The 24187-nt window shown below is 50.0% G+C and carries 10 protein-coding genes; 7 read left to right on the plus strand and 3 right to left on the minus strand.

Annotation, left to right across the window (positions count from 1 at the left end):
• The first annotated feature begins 27 nt into the window (after window positions 1–27).
• On the plus strand, window positions 28–2280 hold the full coding sequence (locus BLR73_RS02340) for a family 20 glycosylhydrolase (RefSeq protein ID WP_091858505.1): 2253 nt from the start codon (window positions 28–30) through the stop codon (window positions 2278–2280).
• A gap of 41 nt (window positions 2281–2321) precedes the next feature.
• On the opposite strand, the gene BLR73_RS02345 is transcribed toward BLR73_RS02340, so the two are convergent.
• Both BLR73_RS02345 and BLR73_RS02350 read right to left on the minus strand, forming a co-directional pair.
• Window positions 2322–3800, minus strand: a complete 1479-nt coding sequence (locus tag BLR73_RS02345) for a glycoside hydrolase family 125 protein (RefSeq protein ID WP_091858507.1) — start codon at window positions 3798–3800, stop codon at window positions 2322–2324.
• Window positions 3801–3834: 34 nt separating this feature from the next.
• Window positions 3835–6012, minus strand: a complete 2178-nt coding sequence (locus BLR73_RS02350) for a GH92 family glycosyl hydrolase (RefSeq protein ID WP_091858510.1) — start codon at window positions 6010–6012, stop codon at window positions 3835–3837.
• Window positions 6013–6249: 237 nt separating this feature from the next.
• Here BLR73_RS02350 and BLR73_RS02355 point away from each other — a divergent pair, with 237 nt between their 5' ends.
• From BLR73_RS02355 to BLR73_RS02365, 3 genes are all read left to right on the plus strand, one after another.
• On the plus strand, window positions 6250–9612 hold the full coding sequence (locus BLR73_RS02355; RefSeq protein WP_091858513.1) for a SusC/RagA family TonB-linked outer membrane protein: 3363 nt from the start codon (window positions 6250–6252) through the stop codon (window positions 9610–9612).
• A 49-nt stretch (window positions 9613–9661) separates the two neighbouring features.
• A complete protein-coding gene (locus BLR73_RS02360) occupies window positions 9662–11380 on the plus strand; it encodes a SusD/RagB family nutrient-binding outer membrane lipoprotein (protein WP_091858516.1) in 1719 nt (572 codons plus the stop codon).
• A gap of 85 nt (window positions 11381–11465) precedes the next feature.
• Window positions 11466–14993 (plus strand): family 78 glycoside hydrolase catalytic domain, encoded by a 3528-nt coding sequence (locus BLR73_RS02365; RefSeq protein ID WP_233456432.1) that lies wholly within the window; start codon window positions 11466–11468, stop codon window positions 14991–14993.
• A gap of 55 nt (window positions 14994–15048) precedes the next feature.
• Here the strand turns inward: BLR73_RS02365 and BLR73_RS02370 are convergent, their stop codons facing one another.
• A complete protein-coding gene (locus tag BLR73_RS02370) occupies window positions 15049–18579 on the minus strand; it encodes a glycosyl hydrolase 2 galactose-binding domain-containing protein (protein WP_233456431.1) in 3531 nt (1176 codons plus the stop codon).
• A gap of 115 nt (window positions 18580–18694) precedes the next feature.
• Here BLR73_RS02370 and BLR73_RS02375 point away from each other — a divergent pair, with 115 nt between their 5' ends.
• The 3 genes from BLR73_RS02375 to BLR73_RS02385 are packed head-to-tail and all read left to right on the plus strand — an operon-like array spanning window position 18695 to window position 24185.
• Complete coding sequence (locus tag BLR73_RS02375) at window positions 18695–20065, plus strand: alpha-L-fucosidase (protein WP_091858524.1); 1371 nt, start codon at window positions 18695–18697, stop codon at window positions 20063–20065.
• Window positions 20066–20091: 26 nt separating this feature from the next.
• On the plus strand, window positions 20092–22368 hold the full coding sequence (locus tag BLR73_RS02380; RefSeq protein WP_255397348.1) for a GH92 family glycosyl hydrolase: 2277 nt from the start codon (window positions 20092–20094) through the stop codon (window positions 22366–22368).
• A gap of 11 nt (window positions 22369–22379) precedes the next feature.
• Entirely contained in the window at window positions 22380–24185 is a 1806-nt protein-coding gene (locus BLR73_RS02385) for an alpha-L-fucosidase (protein ID WP_091858529.1), read from the plus strand.
• Window positions 24186–24187 lie beyond the last annotated feature (2 nt).

Here is a 24187-nt window from a genome sequence, read left to right on the forward strand (position 1 = left end):
AATTCAAAACATCTACCAACACTTTTTATGAAGAAAATCATTTTACTGCTATTTAGTATCCTGAGTCTGGGCATCCAGGCTCAGGTTAACTTAGTACCTGCGCCACAGAAAGTAACTGTTGGCACAGGCGAGTTTAATCTGGCACAAGGCACTACCATTACCTACTCATCGGCTGCACTGAAGCCTGCTGCTGAGTACCTGCAGGTATGCTTACAGCGCTATGCAAAGGTAAACGCCACGCTGGTTGCCGGCAAGCAGGGCGACATCCGACTGACTACCAAGAAAGGTATAGCCAAGGACGGCTACCAGTTGAATGTAAAGGCCAACGGTATCGACATCAACGCTGCCAACTACAGCGGAACCCTGTCGGCTATTGCCACCTTGAACCAGTTGCTGCTACAGAACGATGGCAAAGCTGCCATCCCTACTGTTGCGGTTACCGATGCACCACGCTTTAACTGGCGCGGATTCCATCTGGATGTATCACGCCACTTCTTTACCGTGGACGAGGTGAAGGAGATTATCGACCTGATGGCACTGTACAAGCTGAACCGATTCCATTGGCACCTGACCGACGATCAGGGCTGGCGTATCGAGATTAAGAAGTACCCACTGCTGACCGAGAAGGGTGCCTGGCGTATCTACAACAACCAGGACACTGCTTGCATGCAGCTGGCTGCCCGCGATGATAATCCCAACCTGCTGATTCCGAAGAAGAATACCCGTGTAGAGAATGGCGATACCCTGTATGGCGGTTACTACACACAGGATCAGATTCGCGACGTGGTGGCTTATGCCAAGCAGCGCGGTATCGAGATTGTACCCGAGATTGACATGCCAGGTCATTTCCTGAGTGCCATCGAGAACTACGAGGGTCTGTCGTGCTTCCCCACCATCGGCTGGGGCCAGTATTTTACCACCCCACTCTGTCCCGGAAAACAGAAGGTGCTGGATTTCTGCAAGGATATCTGGAGCGAGATTTTCAAGCTGTTCCCCTATGAGTATGTACACGTAGGTGGTGACGAGGTGCGTAAGGATACCTGGAAGGAATGTCCCGACTGTCAGAAGCGTATCAAGGATAACCATCTGAAGAACGAGGAGGAACTGCAGTCGTGGTTTATCCATCAGATGGAGGCATTCATCAATAAGAACGGTAAGAAGATGATGGGCTGGGACGAAATCCTGGAGGGTGGACTCTCGAAGACCGCTACCGTAACCTGGTGGCGTACCTGGGTGCCCGATGCACCAAGTCAGGTAACAGCACAGGGCAACGATGTCATCTTCTGTCCTGGTTCGCCCATGTATCTCTCGCAAGCCGAGGAGAAGACCAGCATGCGCAGCATCTACGATTACGACAAGGAGATGCTGAAAGGCATGAACGCCAAGCAGAAGCAGCACGTGATTGGCGTACAGGGTAACATGTGGTGCGAGTATATCCCTACCCGTGAGCGTGTGCTGTTCCAGTACTTCCCACGTATCTTAGCGCTGTCGGAGCTGGCATGGACCAAGCCCGAGCTGAAGGATTACGATGAGTTCTACAGTCGCCTGCCTAAGCAGTTTGCCATGCTGCACAAGCTGAACGTGCCTTTCCGCACCCCAAGTCTGGATGGTGTATATCACATAAACGCCTTTACTACTGAGGGTACCATGGCAGTGAGCTGTGCCGACCCATTGGCAACAGTACGTTACACCACCGATGGCAGCTTCCCCAACAAGAACTCGCAGCTATATAACGGACCTGTGAAGGTTGATGAGACCACGCACTTTATTCTGCGTACGTTTGCACCTAACGGACAGGCTGGTGAGATGTTGAAGGCCGACTTCCTGAAGCAGGGACTGCTGGAGCCAGTAAAGGCAGATGCCAGTAAGCTGACTCAGGGTTTGAACGCAGCCTGGTACAACTATCGCGGTGAGAAATGTCGCGAAATCCACAAGGTCCCATTCAATGGCAACTATGCAGCTAACGATGTGGTGATTCCCGAGGGTGTAAAAGGTAACATCGGACTGATTATTACCGGTTACCTGCGTGTGCCTGAGGATGGTGTATATACCTTCTCGCTGATGAGCGACGATGGTAGCTGGCTGAAGATTGATGGCAACATGGTGGTAGATAACGACCGTCCACAGAGCCCTCACGAGGAAGTAAGTCAGCAGGCACTGAAAGCCGGACTGCACAAGATAGAGGTTCGCTACTTTGATAGCAACGGCGGTATGCTTCGCCTCTGGGTATTTGATACCAAAGGCCAGAAGATGCAACCCGCCGACATCTACTTTAAATAAAAAAGAAATCCCGCTTCAGTTTGTTTGAAGCGGGATTCTTTTTATAGATTATTCAATAACTCGGTTTTGCCATCAGCTATGAGTTTTAATACCAACTCGCCAAAGAGTGTGTTCTGCCAAGCAAACCACGGACGGGTGTAATCGTTGGCATCATCCTTATTAAAACTCTCGTGTATAAAACCTGTACCGGCATCGGTAGCTAACAGGGTTCGCATGCACCAGCGAATCTCATGATCATCGGTGGCGGTAAAGCACTTCATCATAATCGACATAGGCCATACCATATCGTAGCCGATATGCGGACCGCCTATACCCTCGCCAGCCTTGCCACGGAAGAACCAGGGGTTATCCTCGCTCCACACAAAACGACGGGTATTCTGATAGACAGAATCGTCCATAAGCACATCGCCTAAGTAACCCATACCCAACAAGCTGGGCACGTTGGCATCGTCCATCAACAGATGATTACCGAAACCATCCACCTCGTAGGCATAAATCTTTCCGTACTTAGGATGATCAACCACGGCATACTGCTTCAGGGCGGTTTCTACCTCACTGGCCAAAGCCTGGCACTCGGCAGCCTTTTCGATCTTGGTGTTAACCTTAGAAAGAATCTCAGCCATCTTTTTAAGTGATGACACTGCCATGAAGTTAGAAGGCACCAGGAAAGGTAACGAGGTACGATCATCAGATGGACGGAATACCGAAGCTATCAGACCTACAGGTTTTACTGGAGCGCCGTAGCCATTCCATCCCACGGTATCGTAGGTACGATCGGTCATACGGAAGAATCGGTACGGACCATGTCCATCCTTACGCTGCTGCTCGCGGAAGGTTTTTACGATGTTATCAACTGCCTGCAACCAGATGTCGCCAAAGATAGTAGCGTCGCCCGTTACCAGCCAATACCAATAAGCCAGGCGCACGGGATAGCACAGCGAGTCGATCTCGTACTTACGCTCAAACACATCCTTGGTCATCCTGGTCACATCCTTCTGCCAACCGGCACCGGTAGGACCATCGTTAAAGGCATTCGCGTACCTATCTATATTAATACACTTCAGCTGGCGCAGAATCACACCACGCAGCATTTTTCTGAGTTTCTTATCCTTGGCACACAACTGCACGTAAGGCCATACCTGAGCACCCGAATCGCGCAGCCACATGGCAGGAATATCGCCGGTATATACAAAGGTATCATCCTCGCCATCTACCACACGGTAATGCACGGTAGATTCCAAGGTGTTAGGAAAGCAGTTGGCAAACATCCAAGCTAGACGCGGATTGCCACTGAGCAGTTTCTGCACCTCGCGGATCTTGGCCTCTACGGCATCCGACGTAAAAAGGCGCTCGACTACCGGTGGACGTTTGGAAGGATACACCTTAGTATTATCAGAAACCACAGAGGTGTATCGGGCATTGACTTGCTGTGCTGAGGCTGTGAATAGTGAACAGTGAATAGTGAATAGTATCACTAAACACCATCTCACACAGCTCACACTTAGCGTATATCTAATCATCACAATACTTTTCACTTTTCACTCTTCACTAAAATTAAGGACGATTCTTAATCTGAGTACCCCATGCTGAAGGCTTATTGCCCATCTCGAGTTCGAGTACACCACCCTTTACGATATCCTGGAACATCAGGTACGACTTAGCATAAGGCTTGCCGTTCAACTTGGCACTCTGCACGTAGATATTCTCCTTGCTGTTGTTATGAGCCTTAACAGTAAATGTCTTACCGCCACCTACGTTAACCTTTGCCTCGTTGAAGAGCGGACTGCCAATGATGTACTTACCACCTGCAGGCTCTACCTGATACAGACCTAACGACGACATGACATACCAAGCCGACATCTGACCTACATCCTCGTTACCCGACAGACCGTCGAAATCGTTGAAGTAGAGCTCACTCATGGTCTGGCGCAGCAACTTGGCTGCCTTCCAAGGCTGACCTACGTAGTTATACATATATAATATGTGGTGACTAGGCTCGTTGCCATGTGCATACTGTCCAATCAGACCAGAGATATCGGGCGAAGCCTCGGCACCCATATCGCCACTGACGATGAAGAGTGAGTCGAACTTCTCAACAAAACGCTTCTCGCTGGGGAACAAACTAACCAGTCCGTGTACATCGTGAGGTACCAGCCAGGTGTACTGCCAAGCATTACCCTCGGTATAGTCGTCGGCGGTGTGTACACTCTTGAATGGATTGAATGGCTCGTGGAAACTACCATCGCTACCACGTCCACGCATAAACAACGTCTTGCGATCGAAATAATGCTTATAGCCACGACTGCGGTTGTAGAAGTACTTGTAATCGGCCTTCTTACCCAACAGCTTAGCTACCTTGGCGATACAGTCGTCAGCCAGTGCATACTCCAAGCCCTTAGCCACCGTCTGGAAAGTAGAATCCTTATCGTAAGGCAGATAGCCATACTTTTTGAGCAGATCCATACTGCGCTCATCAAGCATAGCCGATGTCTTCATCGCATTAAAGGCAGCCTCCTTATCGGTTACAAAACCTTTCAGAACCATATCGGCCAGCACAGCTGCACCGGGGTTACCCACCATACAGTCGGTCTCGTTACCCATCAGGTGCCATACAGGCAGCTTGCCCTGCTGCTCAAAGATGTGCAGGAAGGTGGCAGCCATATCCTTCTGCTTCTCAGGATGAATCAGCGTCATCAAAGGATGAGCTGCACGATAGGTATCCCAGAGCGAGAAGGTGGTATAGTTGGTAAAGTCGCCATGATGCACCTTACCATCGGCACCACGGTAGTTGCCTGTAACATCGCTGAATACCGATGGTGCAGTCATGGTGTGATAAAGGGCTGTATAGAAGATGGTACGAACGGTATCATCGTCGGTATCTACATCAATCTTACCCAGCTCGTCGTTCCATGCCTGATTAGCAGCAGCTACGGTAGCCTTGAAATCCCAACCTGGCAGCTCGGCCTTGAGGTTAGCCTTGGCATCCTCGACACTAACAGCAGATATACCACATTTTACCATCACAGGCTTTGAAATATCCTCGAAGGTAAGCACCATGATAGAGTCGCCTACCTGCTTCTTCACTTTCACAGGGGTTGAGAACTCGGCAGCAAAGAACACATGCTGATTACGGGCCCAACCTGACGACTGACGGAAGCCAGTAACCATGGTAGGACTCTCAACAGAAAAACCGCTCTTACGCCAGTTGTCCCAACCGGTACCCTGTCGCAAATCGATACGCAGCATACCTTTATGATTGTCGGCACCGAATGTATAACGGTGGAAACCAACGCGTTTTGTAGCAGTGAGCTCAACAAATACATTAGGCTGCTGCAAACGGATGGCATAGTAGCCTGGACGAACCGACTCGTTGGCATGTGAGAACTTAGTCTCGGTAGCGCTGCAATGAGCCACTGGCAGGAAACCGATATCACCCAGATCGCCGATACCCGTACCACTCAGGTGGGTATGACCAAAACCTACCAGTACCGAATCGCTGATGTGATAGCCCGAACACCAGTCCCATCCATGGGTGTGCTCTGTTGGTCCGAGCTGTACCACGCCAAAGGGCACGTTTGCACCCAAGAATACGTGACCGTGACCACCGGTACCAATCCAGGGATTAACATAATTTGTAAACTCGTTTTTGTGTTGGCAAGCATCTGCCGCCATAACCTGACCAGACACTGCAGTCATGGTCAACGCCAGAATAAATTTATTTAAGCATTTCATAATTTAAATAGGTATATTAGCAATTCGCTTACAAAATTATAAAATAGTGTACGATAACAGAACAAAATGCAAGATTATTATATGAATTTAACCTAAATTAACCTAAAAGTCTTGCTAGTTTGTATAATTATGTTTAGATTTGCACCGTTTTTTATAACTATAATTACTATTCAATTAATTAAAACCAACAACATGAAAATGGGAAATTACTTTCTTAGCTCTCACATGAGAGCGTGTATGATGGCCATTTGTCTGCTTTTTGCAGCAGTTGTCAATGCACAGAATGTTACGGTTAAGGGAAGTGTTCTCGACACTAAGGGTGACCCCATTATTGGAGCCACTATTAAGGTCGAAGGCGCCCAAGCCGGAACGGTTACTAACTACGATGGCGACTTCACCATCTCTTGTCGCAATGGAGCTACGCTTAATGTCAGCTACATTGGCTTTGCCCCAAAACAGGTAAAAGCCGAGACAGGCAAAGTTCTCAAAATTGTTCTTGAGGAAGAAGCAACTACACTTAACGAAGTGGTTGTAACTGCTCTCGGTATCAAGAAGGATCAGAAGAAACTGGGTTATGCCATCAGTTCGATCAATAGCGACGAGCTGATCAAGACTGGTGCCTCTAACTTCGCATCAGCCCTGTATGGTAAGGCTCCTGGTGTTCGCATCCAGTCAGCCCCTGGTGGTAACACATCTGCTGTATCTATCTCGGTACGTGGTATGTCATCAATCACTGGTAACACCCAGCCTCTGATCGTTATGGACGGTGTGCCCATCCACAACGGTAATACCAATAACGAAGGCTACTGGGACAACCAGCGTATCCGTTCAAACGGTTTGGTTGATATCAACCCAGAGGATATCGAGAACATCTCAATCCTGAAAGGTGCTGCCGCTTCTGCACTGTACGGTTCTGAGGCTGCCAACGGTGTTGTAATGATTACCACCAAGAAGGCTGCCAAGGGTACTGGTACACGTGTAAACTTCAGCGCTAACGTAAGCTGGGACAAGATTGCCTACATGCCTGACATGCAGACAGAGTTCGGTCCTGGTTACGACAACTGGGTACTGGGTAACGACAACCAGGAGGCTCTGACCGGTATGCGTAATGTATATGTTGACCGCAATGGCAACAGCATTACCACTCCACGTGCAGCCTACTATTCTTATGGTCCTCGTTACGATGGCCGTGAGGTAACTTACTTCGATGGTACCAAGCGTGCTTACTCACCTATCGGTGGTAACCAGTGGAACGAGGTATTCCGCACAGGTTTCAACCAGAACTACAACGTTGCTATCACTAACAGTTCAGAGCGTAGCAACATCCGCTTCTCATACAACTTCAACGATGTGAAGCCCATGCAGTTCAACTCTGCTAACCACAAGCACAACTTTAATGTAAATGGTTCATTTGATATCACCAACACCATTAAGTTGAACTATACCGCTACTTATCAGAAGCAGTTCATTAAGAACCGTCCTTATCGTATCAGCCGTATCGTCCAGAACTACTCTGGTATGTTCGGTAGCTTCACAGATGTTAAGTACATCCGTGAGCACACCATGACAAGTCTGGGCTATATCAATAGCGTATATGCTGCAAATGGTGGTACAACCAACACTCTGACTCCCGACGAGCAGTTCCTGTACAGCCCAATGGGTTCTACCTCATTGATCAGCGAGTACTTCTGGAACATCCTTGGTAAGGAGCAGCTTGAGGATCACCAGCGTTTCATCGGTAGCGTGAACCCAACATGGGAGATTATCCCTGGTCTGACTCTCGGTGCACGTATTGCTACCGACCTGACATCAGATAAGATTGAGAATAAGAACCGTGCCGAGAGCGCACACATCTTCTCTTCTAACGGTCAGTACAGCGATGCATACGCACTCGAGAACAGCAAGTATGAGATTGTTTACGGTGACGTGATGCTGAGCTTCGACAAGACATTTGCTGATGTTCACAACGTACAGGCTAACTTCGGTTACAACGCCCGTCAGGAGACATACTACATGTCAAGCGTTAGCACCAGTCAGGGTCTGAGCCAGGAGAACTGGTTTAACCTCGCAGCTTCTGTAGGCACCAAGAACGCCAACATGAACAAGCAGGATATGCTTCGCACAGGTATGTTCCTCACCGCCAGCTACGGCTACGACAACTGGGCATACATCGAGGGTACTATCCGTAACGAGAAGACCTCTACCCTGAAGAAGGGCAACAACTCATTCTGGTATCCATCAGCCAGTGCCAGCATTCTGTTCACAGAGCTGATGAAGGATAACAAGCCAGCTTGGTACGACTATGGTAAGATTCGCGCTTCTTACGGTATCGTAGGTAACGCTCCTGAGATCTACCGCGCTAACTTGGCTTACAGCCAGGGTAACCTGCAGCACGGTGATACTTACATCTACAACTACATGAGTACATCAGTAGGTAACGAGAGCATCAAGCCTGAGAAGAAGTACGAGTTCGAGATTGGTCTCGAGAGTAAGTTCTTCAACAACCGCTTAGGTTTCGAGTTCTCTTACTACCACAATGATATCAAGGACCAGATCCTGCAGACAACTTCTGCCTACTCTATGGGTGCACAGAGCATGCTGATGAACGTAGGTGAGCTGACTAACTCAGGTGCTGAGTTCAGTATCTATGGTACTCCATTCGAGAATAAGGACTGGCGTGTTGACCTGCGTGCTAACATCGCTGTTAATAAGAATAAGGTAAAGAAACTGGCCGATGGTCTGGATGTTCTTTCACACGCTAACTGGGATAACGGTGCAGCTACCCTTGAGTCACACGTTGGTGAGCCTATGGGTGACTTCTACACATACACTTGGAAGACCGACGAGAACGGTAACCGTATCGTAGGCGAGGATGGTTTGTACATCACCGATACTTCTGAGCGTCACAAGGTAGGTAATGCTATGCCAGATGCCGTTGGTGGATTCGCTGCTTCGGTAAGCTACAAGAACTTCACACTGGATATGAGCTTCGACTACCGTATCGGTGGCGACGTTATCAACCAGCCTTGGCAGTACTACATGGATACCGGTATCATCAAGGACGCTGTTGGTGCTCGTGACTACCAGAGCGGTGGTATCTTCTACTACAGCACTACCGAGAATGTTGACGATAAGGCCAGCATCGTACGTGTTGATCCTTCACAGGTTCCTAACTACCAGCGTGGTGTAACCAAGATCGATGGTCACTATGTATGGGATAACGGTGTTATCCAGAAGGGTGTAAAGGAGGATGGTACTCCTAACGACATCATCACCACTCAGTTCGCTATCAACGACATGCAGTATGGTTGGGGTACCAGCGCTACTCAGAGCTATCAGGAGGCTATCCAGAAGAACAGCTACGTGAAGTGCCGTGAAATCAGCCTGTCATATCAGCTCCCAGTAGAGTGGACCAAGCGTTTCGGATGCAGCAACCTCACAGTATCTGCATTTGCACGTAACCCATTCTATCTCTATCGTACATTGAAGTTGTTCGATTCAGAGACTACCGATGGTACTAACTGGATCTACCAGGCACAGGTTGGTGGTTCAACTGCCAGCGCACGCACATTCGGTGTTTCACTCCGTGCAAGCTTCTAATAGATGGTGCAATAGAACATTTGAAACTAACTAAAAGATTATAAGATTTATGAAAAAGATATTTTTTACAGTCTTTGCCGCAGTGGGAATGATGTCTCTCGTATCTTGTTCTGATTCAGACTTTAACGAGAAGTATGCTGACCCATCAAAGACTACAACAGTAGGCGTTCCACAGGTGTTCACCGGCGTACTTGATGCTGGTAACCGTTGGATGAACCTGGATTATTGGCGCTATTACACCCAGTCAACCACATCAGGTTGCTTCTCGGGTGTAATCGGTAACGCTAACGGACGCGGTCGTTTCCGTGGAGCCAGCGAGGGTTACTTCAATATCCGTTGGCAGGATTTCTACAACATGCTGACTCAGTTCCGTGTGCTGGAGGATACCTATAACAACCTCTCTGACGACGAGAAGGTTGCCAACAAGATTTTCTTCTATCTGGGTCGTACCATCATGCAGGCTCAGCTCCACGAGGTTATCTCAATCTGGGGTGATGCTCCCTACTCTGGTGCAGGTACTCTGTGGAAGACCGGTAACTACGATGCCGCTAAGACAGCAGCTACATACGACGACGACGTACAGATTTACAAGCAGATTCTGGCCGACCTGAAGGAAGTTGGTGATTACTTCGCCGCTGGCAACTTGAATGCAGCTGGTGTCAGCGCACTGAAGCGTCAGGACTATACTTCTGCCGCTGGTTCTACCGACATCTGGCAGCGTTACGTTAACTCACTCCGTCTGCGCATCGCTCTGCATCTGGCTACCAATGGTGACCTGACTGCCGACGCTAAGAGCGCTATCCAGGAGATTCTGAGCAACCCAACACAGTACCCTCTGATTGAGAGCAACGATCAGAACATCGGTGTAAACGGTGATACAGCTACCGACCACTTCAACTATGGTAAGGGTATTGCTCAGGCTCTGGGTGGTAGCAGCTCATACGCTGCTGGTTCACAGGCTATGCTCGACGCTATGAACGTTCCTGCTAACGGTGTACCCGATGAGAATACCGACCCACGTCTGGCTGCTATCTACGATTGCAACCCCGACGGTGAGTATGTAGCTTACGACAACTCACTCACCAGCAGTGAGATCGACGACATCGCTGATAAGAAGAATAAGGAGTATATCGATCGTGGTATCACCTCTTCAAATTATTACTGTCGTATCGATACCATCGCCTTCGCTGGTTGGGCTTCTTTACAGGGTAATGCTAACCTGAATGGTACTTGGATCAACGCTGCTGAGGTAGCTCTGAGCAAGGCCGAGGCTTACCTGATGGGTTACGGTGTGGCTGCCAACGAGGCTACAGCTAAGGAGAACTTCATTAAGGGTGTAGTACTCTCTAACGAATACTACTGGAACATGAAGACCACTTCTTCACTGTACAAGGAGGGTAACGACTCATACAGCGGTTTCCGTGCACTGACCGTTCCTACATCAGCCGACTTCGAGGCATATGCCAACAAGATCTGGAAGGCTACTCAGGAGTGCGTTGCTACTCAGCTCTGGCTGAACTTCGCTTACCTGAACGAGCTGGAGGCTTGGAACGTAAACCGTCGTACTGGATTCCCCAACGTGAAGTTTGCTAAGGACACCCAGATGGCTGACTATCCTACTCCTCCAAACCGTCTGCCTTACCCAAGCGACGAGTTGAACTTCAACAAGGACAACTGCGAGGCTGCTAAGGCTATCAACTACTCAGAGAGCACTGGTTACTACACTAACCTGTTCTGGGCTAAGCAGACCTACTACTCACTCTATTAAAAAATAGATTGAAACACAATAATTATCCCGAGACCCTTTGCGGGTTTCGGGATTTTTATTAAAACCCAACAAACCCAAAACTGAAATGAAAAGACTTCTATTGCTAATTTTCGGATTATGCGCATTCTGGTATGGTTATGCCGGAAAGCTAGTAACAAATCGTGTAGTGGTAGCTTATGTTACCGCAGGTACAACAGAGATTCCCGATCCTACGTTGATGACCCACATCAACTATGCATTCGGAACAGTCAACAAAACATTTAATGGTGTAGATATCCAGAAGCCAGAACGCCTACGGGTGATTGCTGGTTTGAAACAGCAGAACCCCGACTTAAAAGTGCTGCTGTCGATTGGTGGATGGACAGCAGGACGATTCAGCGAGATGGCAGCCACCAAACAGAACCGCGCTGCCTTTGCCAAGGACTGCAAACGCATTGTAGATGAGTTCGGACTGGATGGCATCGATATCGACTGGGAATACCCGTCATCAAGCGAGGCTGGTATCTCGTCATCACCCGACGACATAGATAACTTTACGCTGCTGATGAAGGAACTGCGCCGCGTGTTAGGAAAACAGAAACTGCTTACCATCGCCACCATCTGCACCGCAAAGTATATCGACTTTAAGAAATGTCTGCCTTATCTCGACTTGGTAAATGTGATGTCGTATGATATGAGCGATCCCAATAAGGCACACCATGCAGCCCTCTACCCCTCGCCTATCTCAGGTTACTGCACCGGCTCTGAAGCTGTCGAGGCACACCTGAAGGCAGGCGTACCCAAGGAGAAACTGGTGATGGGTATGCCTTTCTACCAAAAAGGCAGAAGACAGGATGCTGGTGTTGACGAATACCTGCGTACGGGTATCCTGCCCGTTGGCTACACACGTCAGTGGAGCGATGTGGCACAAGCCGATTATATTTCCAACGAAAAGGGCGAGTTTGTATGGGCCTACGAAACCACACGTTCGTTAGGTGCCATCTGTCAGTATATCCTGGATAACAACCTGCGTGGCGGTATGTACTGGGAATACTCGAACGACAGAACGGGTGAGTTCAGTTCGCTGCTCAGTAAAATGCTATTAGAACAACCTACCACTGTAGGCCATAAAACCGCAGCCCTTAACACATCAGCCTGGCAGAATGCCGAATGGATTTCGGTTGTGAATGCCCCTGTAGTAACAGGTCGTGCCGACAAAGTGATTCGTGCTGCCGATGGCGCTAACTGGTTTGTATCTACCATCCAGAACGAAAAGCCCGTTACCAAAGCCGTATGGATGACAACGGGATTAGGTGTGTTTGAACTTTACCTGAACGGACAACCTGTAGGCGACGAAATCCTGAAGCCCGGATTTACACACTACACCAAAACCAAGCGTTCGTTTACTTACGATATCACAGAGGCTTTCCAGAAGCAGACTGGTAACGAGAATGTACTCTCGGCTCAGGTCACACCGGGCTGGTGGGCTGATAAGATTATCACTCCAGGCGATCACGAAGGGATGATTGGTAAGAAGTGTGCCTTCCGTGGTGTATTGGAACTGACATTTGCCGATGGCACCAAACAGTACTATGGCACCAACTGCAAGGATTGGAAAGCAGGTATTGCAGGTCAGGTAAAGCACGCCGGTATATTTGATGGCGAGGCTTATGATGCCCGCGAACTGCCTGGATTTGCTACCCCTGAAAAACTCTCAACTCCCGAGGTAAATAGCGAGTTTACAGGCGAGATTGTACCATCCGATGGTGCTGAGGTTTATCTGCGTCGCGACTTGGCATTACGCCCCGCCATTGCCTATATCTGGCAAGGTGTAACCGGCGAGAAGCAAGCCGCCGACAAGAAGGATATCGAATATGGTAAGGTTATCATCAAACGTAACTATGCCCTGGGCGAAATCATCACTCTGAATCCTGGCGAAACGCTGATTGTAGATTTCGGACAGAATACATCAGGTGTACCATTCTTCAGCTTTAAAGCCAACGAAGGTACTACCCTGACTTGTCTGCCAGCAGAAATCCTGAACGATGGCAACGGTGCCGAACGACGAGGTATGGACGGACCAGAAGGTAGCGTGCATCGTCGCAACCTGCGTATCCAGAACACTGGTATCCGCATCGATTACACCTTTGCCAACAACCCCAGCTTTGTAAGCTACTATCCCCACTGCACCTTCTTTGGCTACCGTTATATCTCGGTAACCGCTACCGATAAGGTAGAGATTCAACGCGTTGAATCACTACCTGTAACCAGCATCGCTAAAGGACTGGAAATAGGTAAAATCACCACAGGTAACGACCTGATTAACAAGCTGATTTCGAACACCGTTTGGGGCCAGCGCTCTAACTATCTCTCGGTTCCTACCGACTGTCCGCAGCGCGATGAGCGATTAGGTTGGATGGCTGATACTCAAGTGTTTACCGAAGCCGGTTCGTTCTTTGCTAATACCGACGGATTCTTCCACAAATGGACCCGCGATGTACGCGACTCACAGAGTGCTACAGGTGGATTCCCAGGCGTATCGCCTACTGCCCAGTATGGTAATGAGATGATGCGTTTGGGTTGGGCCGATGCCGGTGTGATTGTGCCATGGACAGTATGGAAGCAGTTTGGCGATAAAGCCATCGTAGATGAGAACTGGGAAGCGATGGAACGCTTCATGAATCACATCAACGAGGTGAAATACAACCACGAGGCACTCGTAAAGGAAAACGGCAACTACCAGTGGGCCGACTGGCTGAGCTGTGAGGCTTTGGAGACTTGTATCAACCTCGCTTTCGACGAGAACTGGAAGCCACGTCCCGATGCCATTGCCTACTGGAATTACCTGAGTGCCTGCTACTGGCAGATTGATGCCGAGATGATGCGTGACATGGCACTGGCAACAGGTCGCGATGCCTCGAAATACCAGCAGATGGCAGAGGCTGCCCAGACCTATCTGAAGCAGCAGTTCCTGAATCAGGATGGTACCTTTAAGACTGACGTGCTGAACACCATGCAAACCCCTGCCCTGTTTGCTTTGAAGAACAGTCTGGTAGATGGTGCTGCCAAGGAGCGTATGATTCAGCGCCTGCGCCAGAACTTTGAGGAACATGGCAACTGCTTGCAGACCGGTTTCCTAGGCACCAGTATCCTGATGGCTACACTCACCGAAAACGGCATGGTAGATATTGCTTACGAGCTGCTTTTCCAGCGTAAGAACCCCAGTTGGATTTACTCGATTGACAACGGTGCCACCACCATCTGGGAGCGTTGGAACAGCTACCGTCGCGATAATGGCTTAGGACCTAACGGCATGAACAGTTTTAACCACTATGCCTACGGTGCCGTATGCGAGTGGATTTGGGAGACTGCAGCCGGTATTGCCACCGACCCCCATGTACCAGGCTTTAAGCAGATTATCATGAAGCCTATCCCCGATAAGCGTTTAGGCTTTATGAAGGCCGAATACCAGTCGGCAGCCGGTTTGATTAAGAGCGAATGGAAATACGAAGGCGACCTGTGGTTGTGGAACTTCACCGTTCCCGAAGGAGCCACCGCCATCGTTTCCCTACCCGGCGAGACAACCCCGAAGACATATCCAAGTGGCACTTACCACTTACAAAAGAAACTCTAACAAAAAAGCCGCCCTTCAGCATTTTGAAGAGCGGCTTTCTTTTTGGAATATCTGATTAGTTAATCGGAGTTACCTCAATCACAGGACTCTGACCTCTACCATCCTCAGCTTTCCATTCGATGGTAACCACCTTCTGTTCGCCAGGCATCAAGGTGAAGTAGTTATCGCTGTAAATCACAGGCAGAATCTGCTCGCCATCGGCACCCTTCAGATTGATACGCAGGAATGGAGCTACCGACTTACCAGTGTTCTTCAATGTCACAACAGCCTTGGTACCAGTAACCTTCACGCTCTGCTGCAAGGCTGGTTTTGGCAGGGTGTTCAGGGCACGGTAGTTATTCTCCTCGCGACCCATGATATACTCGTTCTCCGAAATCACACCACGCTTACCGGCAAGTGTCAAACGCAGGAACCATACATCTGATGGCGCCTGAGCCTGCAACTTAGCCAACTTCAGGATGGCCTTGGTGGTATCCTCGTTGCTATTCAAACGAACCTTCTGCTGGCGCACTTTCTTACCATTCAGATCGAATACCGTTACTGTAGCGGTGATACCAGCCACATTTCCTGCAGAGTGGTTCACTACCTCAACGCTATCCGTCAGAGCGTTATACTGGATATGTAAGGGCTCGCAGGCCTTCTTTACACCAAAGTAAGCCGCTGTGGGGTCGAAATAGTAATCGTAAGTCTGCCAAACCATTGATGGCCAGCAAGCATGACTCATCCAGATCAACAGTCCTGCACGACTCTTGCTGGTGCTCTCGTACATGCCACGATAACCATTATAGTTAATGAGCTGAGCCCAACGGGTAAACTCCTCGGCGCTGTTAGCCTTGCCAAGACCCTCTTCAACCAGTCCGTTAAACTCGCGGGCACGCTGGGCACCTAACAGGGTGTAATCGTGCATACCCCACTGTACGCTCTGTGGCCAGAGTGAATCAGGACTCAATGTACGCTTCAAGCTCTCGATATTCATCACGTTAGGCATACCACGCTCGGTGTGAATCTTACCACTCTGACGAGAGAAGTACTCCTTCATAGGCAGTGCCCAGTATGGACCGTGACCACTCACACCATCATCAGCCGAGCTTGAGATAAACTCCAATCCAGGCGACAAGGTATGTACATACTCACGCAACTTGCGATCGATAGCCTCAGGTGGGAATCCCTCGTTACGTCCTACCCAGATACCAATGCTGGCATGACTGCGGATACGGCGCAGATAATCCTGTGCATTGCTCAGGAACAGCACATCGTCGTGGGGATCAGGTCCGTCGGCTGGGTTAGCCAACCAGAAGTCCTGCCATACCATGATACCATGCTTATCGCAAGCCTCGTAGAAAGCCTCGTCGCCAATCTGTCCTACCCAGTTACGAATCATGGTGCAGTTCATCTCCTTGTGATACCCTACAGCAATATCGTATTCACGTGAGCGGTACAGCAGATTGTGCTCATCGAAGCCCCAGTTACCACCCAGTGGAATAAAGCGGCGTCCATTGATATACATGATGAGCGAATCCTTCAGTCCCTCGTATTTCATCTCGCGGATACCTGCCTGATAGTTGATGGTAGATGCCACGCCGTTATCAGGTGTGAAGGTAAAGCCTGCCTCGTAGAGATAAGGCTCACCATAACCGTTAGGCCACCACAGCTTAAAGTCGCTGCTGGTCAACTGCTTGTTGCAATGAGGACAGAAGCTTACCTCCTGCTCGGTGTTGGCAGGCAGCGTCATCTTCTTCTCAAACTTCACGTCACCAATCCAGCCCTTCAGGGTACCAGTAACTGGCTTGTTATCGTTGTTGCGTACAAACACAGCAGGCTTTACACTGGCGGTTTTGCCATCAGCAGCCAACTTGGTTTTTACATATGGATCGCTCACAGTCACATTACCTGTTGAGGTGAGATAAACCTCGTTCCAGATACCAACCTCGCGTCCACGTACAGTGGTAATCCAGTCCCATCCGATAGTAGCGTGGAAGGTAGGATTATCGGCACCAAGCAGTCCACCATTCAACTGGGTGGTGTTGCGGTCCTTCTCCTTTACGGCACCAAAGTACTTGTTGCACTCCACCTCTACTGCCAGGTAGTTCTTACCCTTATGCAGCAGACCGGTTACATTGAATTTGCCACGCATAAAGGCACCCTCAATACGGCCCAGACGCTGTCCGTTCAGATAAACGTTAGCTTTCCAGTTGATACCATCGAAGTTGAGCCACTGCTGCTCGCCATCGATACGCTCTACGTTGAACTCCTGACGGTACCAGAAGTTTGAGCGGAAATATGATTCTGAAATCTGATTGATATCGTCGGCATAGTTTGGATCGGGCACAGCGCCGATATTCATAAACGATGCCAATACGGTGCCAGGTACTGTAGCAGGCACCCAACTTCTACTATCATAATCAGCCGATGCAATCTGCTCGCCACGGGCATCCACCTCCGATGCACGCAGCAACTGCCACATACCGCCACTCAACTCGTAGCGTCCGTTCTTCATACCAGCCACAGCATGTGGGGTGTAAACCTGTTTCTGTTTCGACAGCACCTCCAACTCACGCAGGGCATAACAGCCAGCCTCGCCGGGCTCCTGGAGGAGCAAGCGCACGTAGCGGGCAGCACATTGAACATTGACCATTGAAGATTGACCATTGAGAGATGCCACCTTTTTCCAGGTTTTGGCGTCGTCGGATATTTGGATGATACCTTTCTTGGGGGCATAAAGCCAGTCGAGATTAATCTGCTCGATAGGCAGACTCTTTCCAAGGTCGGTGTATATCCACTGCTCGCCACCGCCATCGCTCATCCATACGCTGCTGAACTGCTGCGATGGCAACAGCTCTACATACTCGCCGATGGCATTCTGGAACTGCAACTCGTACACGTCCCAGTGGGCAGCACCAGTCATATCCATGACCACACGCAAATGCTGGGTGTTTACAGGTGTTTTAAACTTAATCAGCTCATCCAACTGGCGTGCTGGCAACAGGCTCTCCTCGGTCTGTTTGTTGGGGTCGGAATGCAACTTATAATACAGTGGCTTACCAGGCAGTTTGTCGCCCTTCAGTTCGCCAACCACCTGCCAGTCTTTTCCGTTTTCCGAAACCTCGCAACGAATGCTGTAGCCCTCGGTAGCCAGCTGGTCGTTATAGGCCATCATACCTACCACACGTACCCCGGCAGTTTTTACTGTCATGGCACCGCTGTAGTCGTACTGCAGCCAGGTTTTCTCGCCCATCAGGATATTCTTTGAATAGGCACCGCCATCGATGGCCCATTCAGCCTCCTTACGTGGCAGCACACCATCCTGGGTAGAAACCTTCAGCAGGATGGGATCGGCAGTATCGCAGATACCATCTGTTACCAGATGTGCCGTCAGGTTGTAGTCGATAGCCGACGAAGCCCAAGCGGCTCGGTGGCGTGCTACATTTGTTAATGTCTGGCCATTCTCCACCCAGCTCAGTGTGGGTGCGTAATACTCACTCTTGGCACCCGGATACTGTCCGATGCCACGCGTGTAATCAGTTGGTTGAGGTGCAGCCACAGCGCACATGCCGATACACGAAAAAATTGCTGTAAGATACTTCATATTGTCGTAGTTTCTGATTTTTGTGGGCAAAAGTACAAAAAAAATGGATACCATACTAAACTTTCGTCATTTTTTTGCTATCTTTGCACCCATAACTAATAAACAATTTCATTTCATGCAAAAAACTAGAAAGATATGTCTGGCCTTAGGGCTGGCAGTGTGCCTGACGGTAGGCGCACAGGAAAACGAAATTCATCAGCGTTCCGAAACCTACGAGTGGCCAACCGACCAGCTGGTAGTAAAGAATCTTAAAGCATGGCAGGACCTGAAGTTCGGCGTGCTGTTTCATTGGGGATTGTATGCCGTACCAGGCATGGTAGAATCATGGGCTATCTGCGACGAGAACTGGATTACCCGCGACTCCACACGCACCTATCAGCAGTATATGGACTGGTACTTCGGACTGGCCGACGAGCTGAAACCCACCAAGTTTGATCCTACCCAGTGGGCCGAGGCCTGCAGCAATGCGGGTATGAAATATATGATTTTCACCACCAAGCACCACGATGGTTTCTGTATGTGGGATTCACAGGAAACCGATTTTACCATTGCCAAGCACGCCTTTAAGGACGATCCACGTCGCGATGTACTGAAGCATGTGCTGGATGCCTTCCGCCAGAAGCAGTTCACCATCGGTACCTACTTTTCGAAGCCCGACTGGCACTCGCAGTACTACTGGTGGGATGTATATGCCAAGAAAGGTCGCAACGTGAACTATCCCGTTGACCAGCACCCCTGGCGCTGGCAGCAGTTCAAGAAGTTCACCCACAATCAGATGAACGAAATTCTGTCGCGTTACGGTAAGGTAGATATCCTGTGGCTCGATGGCGGCTGGGTAGCTAAGGAAAACCGCGGTCAGGATCTGGATATGCCCGAGGTGGCCCGTATCGCCCGTAAGAATCAGCCTGGCATCATTATCGTAGATCGTACCATCCACGGTCCTTACGAGAACTACCAGACACCCGAGCGCACTATCCCCGAGACACAGTTGGATTTTCCCTGGGAGAGCTGTATCCCTCTGAGCGACGACTGGGGATGGGTACCTCGTCCACGTTTCAAGAGTCCTGAGAAGGTGATTGGCACCCTCATCGAGATTGTAGCCAAAGGTGGTAACCTGGTATTAGGCGTTGGTCCTACTCCCGAAGGACTGATCGAGCCTGAGAGCGTGAAGCGCCTGAATGCCATTGGTGCCTGGCTTAAGCTGAACGGTAAAGCCATCTATAACACCACCATCACCCCTTATTACAACGAGGGTAATGTATGGTTCACCAAAGCCAAGGATGGTAGTCGCTATTATGCCATCTACCGTTTGAACGATGGCGAGAAACTGCCTACCAGCATCACCTGGAGCCAGAATCTGCCAAAGAAAGCCATCCGTTTGGTTAGCAACGGCAAACGTGTAAAATACAAGCTGCAGGGCAATCAGGTAACCGTTTATCTGCCCAAGCAGCTGCCACAGCAGTCGGTTGCACTTGAAATAGAATAACACTTGCAAAACTAAACTTTGAACTTATGAAGACATTAAGCATGAAGAAGGCTTTCGTTGCCTTGTCACTTTTAACATGTCAGTCGGTTGCTTTTGCTAAGATGCAGCCGGTGGATTACGTGAGTACCTTGGTAGGAACCGAGTCGAACTACAACCTCTCAACAGGTAACACCTACCCTGCCGTAGCCATGCCTTGGGGCATGAACTTCTGGGTAGCACAGACCGGTAAGAATGGCGATGGCTGGCAATACACCTATACCGCCAACAAGATTCGCGGCTTGAAACAAACCCACCAGCCCAGTCCTTGGATTAACGATTACGGACAGTTCTCGCTGATGCCAACGGTAGGCCCTAAGGTGTTCAACGAAAACAAGCGTGCCAGCTGGTTCTCGCATAAGGCCGAGGTAGCCACACCCTATTATTACTGCGTGTATCTGGCTGATTACGATGTAACTGTCGAGGTGGCTCCTACCGAGCGAGCCGCCGTAATGCAGTTTACCTTCCCCGAGACTGATGAGGCCAACGTGGTGATTGATGCCTTTGATAAAGGTTCGTACGTAAAAATCATCCCCACCGAGAATAAGGTGATAGGCTATACCACCAAGAACAGCGGCGGTGTACCCGAGAACTTCAAGAACTGGTTTGTGATGGTGTTCGATAAGCCATTCGCCAGCAGCGTAACGGTGCAGGATAGCATTTTTACCAATCAGTTGGAGATGACAGCCCATCATGCCGGTGCCATCGTATCGTTCAAAACCCGTAGAGGCGAGAAGGTATGTGCCCGTGTGGCATCATCATTCATCAGTCTGGAGCAAGCCGAGCAGAACCTGAACGAGATTGGCAAGCGTTCGCTGCAGCAGGTAAAAGCTGCCGGCTGCCAACGCTGGAACGAGGTATTGGGACGTATCGAGATCGAGGATAATGATATCGACCACCTGCGCACGTTCTATAGCTGCTTGTACCGCTCGGTACTCTTCCCCCGCAGTTTCTACGAGCTCAACGCCCAGGGCGAGCCCATCCACTACAGTCCTTACAACGGCGAGGTCCGTAAGGGTTATATGTTTACCGATACCGGCTTCTGGGATACCTTCCGCTGCCTGTTCCCACTGCTTAATCTGGTTTATCCCTCGATGAACACCAAGATGCAGGAAGGACTGGTGAATGCCTATCTTGAGAGCGGTTTCCTACCCGAATGGGCCAGTCCAGGTCACCGTGGTTGTATGGTAGGCAACAACTCAGCCTCGATTGTAGCCGATGCCTACCTGAAGGGTCTGCGTGGCTACGATATCAACAAGCTGTGGGAAGCTGTGGTTCACGGCACCCAGGCTGTACACCCCGAAGTGAGCAGCACAGGCCGTTTGGGCTACGAGTACTACAACAAGTTAGGTTACGTGCCTTACGATGTAAAGATCAATGAGAATGCCGCCCGCACCCTGGAGTATGCCTACGACGACTGGTGTATCTACCAGTTAGGTAAAGCCTTAGGAAAAAAGAAAAAGGAGATCGACGTGTTTGCCAAGCGCGCCATGAACTATAAGAACCTGTTTGATGCCGAGACCAAGCTGATGCGAGGTCGCCTGAAGAATGGCGAGTTTATGAAGCCCTTCAACCCTTTGAAATGGGGCGATGCCTTTACCGAGGGTAACTCATGGCATTACACCTGGTCGGTATTCCACGACCCACAGGGACTCATCAACCTGATGGGTGGTAAGGCAGCCTTTAATCAGATGCTCGATTCGGTATTTGCCCTGCCTCCCGTGTTTGATGACAGCTACTATGGCTTTACCATCCACGAGATCCGTGAGATGCAGATTATGAACATGGGTAACTATGCCCACGGCAACCAGCCCATACAGCACATGATCTATCTGTATGGCTACAGCGGTGAGCCATGGAAAACCCAGTATTGGATTAACCAGACGATGAACCGTATGTACAATCCCTACCCCGATGGCTATTGCGGCGATGAAGACAACGGACAGACTTCGGCCTGGTATGTGTTCTCGGCTTTGGGATTCTATCCCGTTTGTCCCGGCAGCAACCAGTATGTCATCGGTACCCCATACTTTAAGCAGGCCACCGTACACCTGGAGAACGGCAATACGCTCTCTATCGATGCCGACGGCGAAGGCTGCTATATCCAGCAGATGACGCTGAACGGCGCCGACTACCAGCATAACTACCTGGATCACAACCAGCTGATGCAGGGCGCTACCATCCGTTTCGGTATGAGTACCACCGCCAACAAGCAGCGCGGCACCCAGCCACAGGATGCGCCGTATTCATTCTCGAATGCACAATAATAACACAAAATATGAAACAATTACTTTTACTATTCAGTTTTAACTTCCTACTACTCCCTACTTATGCCCAGAAGCAGGCCCCCGCACCAGTTGCGCCCCTGCCTACAGCCCATCAGGTGGCTTGGCAGAAGTTAGAGACTTATGCTTTTATCCACTTCGGTCCCAACACCTTTGGCGATCGCGAGTGGGGTTATGGCGATGCGCCATTGAGTGATTTCAACCCCACCAAGCTTGATACCGAGCAATGGGCCCGCACCATCAAGGCTGCCGGTATGAAAGGTGTGATACTCACCGCCAAGCACCACGACGGTTTTTGTTTGTGGCCCACCAAGTACACCGACTACAGCGTTCGTTATACACCTTACAAGGATGGTAAGGGCGATATTGTAGGCGAGTTGGCAGCCGCCTGTAAGAAGTACGGCCTGAAACTGGGTCTGTACCTCTCGCCATGGGATCGCCATCAGGCCTTCTACAGCACCCCACTCTATGTGGAGTATTTCTATGCCCAGCTCGAGGAGTTGCTCACCCAGTATGGCGAGCTTTTCGAGGTGTGGTTCGATGGTGCCAACGGTGGTGATGGCTGGTATGGCGGTGCCAAGGAACAGCGCAAGATTGATCGCCGTACCTACTACGATTTCCCCCGTGCCCACAAATTAGTGTATAAGCATCAGCCACAAGCCATCATCTTTAGCGATGGCGGCCCCGGTTGCCGTTGGGTTGGCAACGAAGAGGGTTATGCCGATGCCACCAACTGGTCGTTCCTGCGAATCAACGAGGTTTATCCTGGTTACGATAAGTACTACGAGTTGACCAGCGGACATGCCGATGGCGACACCTGGGTACCCTCGGAGTGCAACACCAGTATCCGTCCGGGCTGGTTCTATCACGAGAGCGAGGATGCCCGTGTAAAAAGCATCCCACAGCTCACCGACCTGTACTACCGCAGCGTGGGTCATAACGGCACATTCCTGCTCAATTTCCCCGTGGATAAGGAAGGACTCATCCATCCTATCGACTCGGCTAATGCCGTAAACTATCACCAGCAAGTAGCTGCCGAACTGAGTAACAACCTGTTGCATAAAGTCAGCATCAAAGCCTCGAACGTACGTGATAAGAAACTGTACGGAACGGCAAATCTGACCGATGGCAACTACGATACCTACTGGGCTACCGAGGACGGTGTAACCACTGCCACACTCGAGATAGCACTCAAAGGCACACAGAAGATTAACCGCATCATGCTGCAGGAGTATATTCCTCTGGGCCAGCGTGTTAGCAAGTTCCACTTAGAGTACTTTAACGGCGGCAAATGGCAGCCCATCAGCATCAAGGAGGCTACTACCACTATCGGTTACAAGCGTCTGCTGCGCTTCCAAGCCATTACCGCCAAGAAGCTGCGTGTATGCTTCGACGAGGCTCGTGGTCCGCTCTGCATCAACGGCATCGGTGCCTACTATGCCCCCAAGGCAATGGAGAGCTACCAGCAGCAGGAACTGAATCTGAAAGGCTTTGATTACACCATCCAGCAGCAGGATGCCAAAGCCATCACCATCGACCTGGGTCGCACCCGTCAGATCCGTTCGCTGCATTACAAGCCAACCACTACTGGTATGATCTCTCACTACGAGATATGGGCTGGAAATTCCCTCGACAACATGAAGCGTATTGCCGCAGGCGAGTTCTCGAACATCCGCAACAACCCCATTATGCAGGACGTGTATTTCGCACCCGCCGACTGCCGTTACGTACAGCTGAAAGCCGTACACCTGGTTAACGAATCAGAATCAGCATCTTACGATAAACTCATCATTCTGTAAAC

The organism is Prevotella sp. khp1 (assembly GCF_900102205.1).
Lineage (GTDB): Bacteria > Bacteroidota > Bacteroidia > Bacteroidales > Bacteroidaceae > Prevotella > Prevotella ruminicola.

Bases quoted from the DNA above. Each gene is read 5' to 3' on its own strand.
- BLR73_RS02340 (WP_091858505.1), top strand. From the start codon at position 28: ATGAAGAAAATCATTTTACTGCTATTTAGTATCCTGAGTCTGGGCATC.
- BLR73_RS02345 (WP_091858507.1), bottom strand. From the start codon at position 3,800: ATGATTAGATATACGCTAAGTGTGAGCTGTGTGAGATGGTGTTTAGTG.
- BLR73_RS02350 (WP_091858510.1), bottom strand. From the start codon at position 6,012: ATGAAATGCTTAAATAAATTTATTCTGGCGTTGACCATGACTGCAGTG.
- BLR73_RS02355 (WP_091858513.1), top strand. From the start codon at position 6,250: ATGATGGCCATTTGTCTGCTTTTTGCAGCAGTTGTCAATGCACAGAAT.
- BLR73_RS02360 (WP_091858516.1), top strand. From the start codon at position 9,662: ATGAAAAAGATATTTTTTACAGTCTTTGCCGCAGTGGGAATGATGTCT.
- BLR73_RS02365 (WP_233456432.1), top strand. From the start codon at position 11,466: ATGAAAAGACTTCTATTGCTAATTTTCGGATTATGCGCATTCTGGTAT.
- BLR73_RS02370 (WP_233456431.1), bottom strand. From the start codon at position 18,579: ATGAAGTATCTTACAGCAATTTTTTCGTGTATCGGCATGTGCGCTGTG.
- BLR73_RS02375 (WP_091858524.1), top strand. From the start codon at position 18,695: ATGCAAAAAACTAGAAAGATATGTCTGGCCTTAGGGCTGGCAGTGTGC.
- BLR73_RS02380 (WP_255397348.1), top strand. From the start codon at position 20,092: ATGAAGACATTAAGCATGAAGAAGGCTTTCGTTGCCTTGTCACTTTTA.
- BLR73_RS02385 (WP_091858529.1), top strand. From the start codon at position 22,380: ATGAAACAATTACTTTTACTATTCAGTTTTAACTTCCTACTACTCCCT.